The sequence below is a fragment of the Geminicoccus flavidas genome (genome assembly GCF_009806515.1).
GTDB lineage: Bacteria > Pseudomonadota > Alphaproteobacteria > Geminicoccales > Geminicoccaceae > Geminicoccus > Geminicoccus flavidus.
Genome location: NZ_WUJP01000231.1, coordinates 1 through 2,076, shown reverse-complemented (window position 1 = coordinate 2,076; position 2,076 = coordinate 1). Strand labels below are relative to the sequence as shown.

3 protein-coding genes are annotated in these 2,076 nt (G+C 70.7%); all 3 read right to left on the bottom strand.

The genetic code is table 11. The features are described 5' to 3' along the window. A partial coding sequence (locus EQG76_RS06560) for an extracellular solute-binding protein (RefSeq protein ID WP_200840605.1) occupies positions 1–591 on the bottom strand: 591 nt, incomplete at its 3' end. A 111-nt stretch (positions 592–702) separates the two neighbouring features. Then, the gene (gene eda, locus EQG76_RS06555) at positions 703–1,359 is read right to left on the bottom strand and encodes a bifunctional 4-hydroxy-2-oxoglutarate aldolase/2-dehydro-3-deoxy-phosphogluconate aldolase (protein WP_159711715.1); all 657 of its coding nucleotides are present in this window, start codon (positions 1,357–1,359) and stop codon (positions 703–705) included. 6 nt (positions 1,360–1,365) lie between these two features. Further along, positions 1,366–2,076: glucokinase (locus EQG76_RS06550; protein ID WP_159711713.1), on the bottom strand; the 711-nt coding region annotated here is incomplete at its 5' end.

Sequence of the window (2,076 nt, the reverse complement as noted above, 5' to 3'; positions counted from 1 at the left end):
CTGCTCCATGAACTGCCAGGGGTCGACGTCGTAGGCATAGGGGCAGGCATAGCCCGCGGCTTTCAGCTCCCGTGCCGCCGCCTCGACCTCCTCGTAGGTCTTGGGCGCCTCGCTGCGGCCGATCTTGGCGAACGCGTCCTTGTTCCAGTACAGCACCGCGGTCGAGCTGTTGAACGGGAAGGAGTACAGCTCGCCCTTCGAGGTGGCGTAGTAGTTGGCGATGCCCTTAAAGTAGTCGTCCCAGTTCACCTGGTGGCCGGCCTTAGACATCAGCTCCCTGGCGGGGACGAACGCACCGGACAGCATCAGATCGGCGGTGCCACCGTCGAAGACCTGCAGGACCGTGGGCTGCTGCTTGGCGCGGAACGCCGCGATCGCGTTCTGCAGCGCGGCCTCGTAGTCGCCCTGGCTGGTGCAGACCGCCTGGTACTGGTCCTGGCTGTCGTTGAAGATCTGGCACATCTCCTGGATGCGCTCGCTGAGGTCGCCCGTCAGCCCGTACCAGAACTCGAACTTCACCGGCTCCGCGCTCGCGGCACCAGCGGAAAGCACCACGGCGCCGGCGAGCGCGAGCCCGCGCAGCTTCTGCATCACGGTCATTGGTCCCAAACCCCCGAAAGAAGTGCCGCGCGCAGGTCGCGACGGGCGCGAGGGGTAGTGCGGTTCGATGACGGCCTCGTCACCGCTCCGCGACAGGGGCTGTCACGAAGCTCCGGCGCGGGGAAGTGAGGCGGCATCCCTGGCCAGCGCCTCGATCTCCGCCCAGTTGCCGGCGGCCACCAGGGCTGGCGGTGCCAGCCAGCTGCCGCCGACGCAGACCACGTTCTTGAGCTTCAGGTAGCCGCCGGCCTTGGCCCGGTCGATGCCGCCGGTCGGGCAGAATCGCAGGTCCGGGAGCGGCGAGGCGAGGGACGCGATCAGCTTGGCTCCGCCCACCGCCTCGGCCGGGAACAGCTTGAGCACGGTGAAGCCGGCTTCCGCCAGCGCCATGCCCTCCGACGGGGTGGCGATGCCTGGCAGCCAGGGCACCGCCGACTCCTTTGCCGCGGCGATCAAGGCAGGGGTGGCGCCCGGCGAGACGGCGAATCTAGCCCCGGCCTCAGCAGCGGCATCGAGCTGGGCCGGGCTTCGCACTGTGCCGACCCCCACCACCGCGTCCGGCACCTCTGCGGCGATCGCCCGGATCACGTCCAGGGCGTCGGCGGTGCGCAGCGTCACCTCCAGGACGCGGATGCCGCCTGCCACCAGGGCCCGGGCCAGCGGCACGGCAGTCCGGACCTCCTCGACGATCAGCACCGGCACGACCGGGCCAAGACGCAGGGTGGAGAGCAGCGCCTCGCGGCGGGAGTTAGCGTCCATGAGGCATCAACCGTGCAGGAGTTTCGCAGTGCAGCCGTACAAAGCCGGCGTGGTGGCGGTGATCCTACGCAGCGGCACGCCGTCCAGGAAGGAAGACAGCCGGCCCTTGTCGCGGAACCGGGCCAAGAACCGCGCCTCGTCCAGGAAGCCCAGCAGGTGGTCGGTCACGCCGCCGCCCAGATACACGCCGCCCCGCGCACCGAAGGTGAGCGCCACGTCGCCGGCAAAGATGGCGAGCTGGTCCAGGAACAGCCCGATCAGGTCGGCGGCGAATTGGTCGCCGCGCTCGGCGGCAGCCACGATCTCCTCGGGCTCCTGCCAGGCCGAGCGCCGGCCCTCGGCCTCCGCCAGGTCCTCGGCCAGCCGGACCAGGCCCGGTCCGCACAGCCAGTGCTCCGCCGAGACCCGCTCGCGCTTGCGGTAGGCGACCTCGAGTGCCGGGCGCAGCCGCGCGATCGCCGTGCCCAGCTCGATATGGCCGCCTTCGCCCGGCACCGCGATCCAGCGCACCCGGCCAGGAATGGCACCGGCCACGCCCAGGCCGGTGCCGGGGCCGAGGACCGCCACGGGCTTGCCGGGTACGGCCTGGCCCGGCGGCCCGATCGGCACGCTGCCATCCGCCGGTAGATGTGGGCATGCCAGCGCCAGCGCCTCGAAATCATTGAGGATGAGGAGCTCCTGCAGCTCCAGCCGGGCGCGCAGCGCGTCGATGGAGAA

What these genes read in the sequence shown, in the direction of transcription:
- eda (WP_159711715.1), bottom strand. Translation starts at nt 1,359, where the DNA reads ATGGACGCTAACTCCCGCCGCGAGGCGCTGCTCTCCACCCTGCGTCTT.